Raw genomic sequence first — 888 nt, 5'->3', positions numbered from 1 at the left:
GGCCGGGTCGCCCGCGCGGTCGCGGTGCCGCAGGACGGTCCCGAGGCGCGGCCCGACCAGGCCGGACGCCTCCAGCTCGTCCGCGCGGGCGGCGTGCCCGGCGGGGTCGAGGCCGTCACCGGGCGGCTCGGCGACCGGCCCGTCGTCGATCCGGACGGTCAGCAGCTCGGCGCCGACGCGGCGGCGGAGCACGGTGAACAGCTCGGCGTCGGCGGGATCGGCCTCGGCGAACCCTTCGAGCACGACCGTGCGGGGCCGTCCGGACGCGTCGAGCCAGTCGCGGACGAACTCGGCCACGCCGTTGGCGACGCGCAGCGTCCGGCGCGCGGCCGGAACGAGGACGCGCTCCTTGCGGGCGACCCGGTCCATCAGCGGGACGCGTCGCACCGGGACGAGATCGCCCAGGTCGGGCGCGACGGTCCGCAGTTCGATGTCGTGGGCGGCGAGGAGATCGGAACGTTCCGCGGCGGCGGCCTCGCGGGCGAGGACGCCGACCAGGGCGGCCCCGGCCGTGTACGGTCCGCCGGTCCGCCGGTCCGCCGTGATCCGCAGCTCGGCCGGACCGCTCGCGCCGCGCGCCTGCCGGCGCTCCGGCCGGACCGCTCGCGCCGCGCGCCTGCCGGCGCTCGGCGCTCACAGGCCGGCGTGCCTGGTGCTGGCCACGCCGCGCAGGGCGACCGGCCCGGTTCTGTGCACGAGGATCCGCTTCATCGTCCGCCCCTCACCCGGTGTGAACCCGATGCACCCATGCGTATCCCGCGTGGCGCGTCCTTCACAACGTCCGGACGGACGCTGACCTGTATCGGTCAGTTCTTCGGGTTTCGGAGGCCGGCCGCCCCACTCGGCGGCCGGCCTCCCTGAGGGCCTCCATCCGGAGTCGAACCGGAA

1 pseudogene is annotated in these 888 nt (G+C 76.9%); it reads right to left on the bottom strand.

Going from position 1 to position 888, the window contains the following annotated elements:
- A pseudogene (locus tag DZF91_RS01375) lies at positions 1-387 on the bottom strand (tetratricopeptide repeat protein); the annotation flags it as partial.
- Between the last annotated feature and the right edge of the window lie 501 nt (positions 388-888).

The organism is Actinomadura logoneensis (assembly GCF_003428695.1).
Classification (GTDB): domain Bacteria; phylum Actinomycetota; class Actinomycetes; order Streptosporangiales; family Streptosporangiaceae; genus Spirillospora; species Spirillospora logoneensis.
The sequence above is the reverse complement of the archived record's forward strand: the minus strand, read 5'-3'. Positions and strand labels throughout refer to the sequence as shown.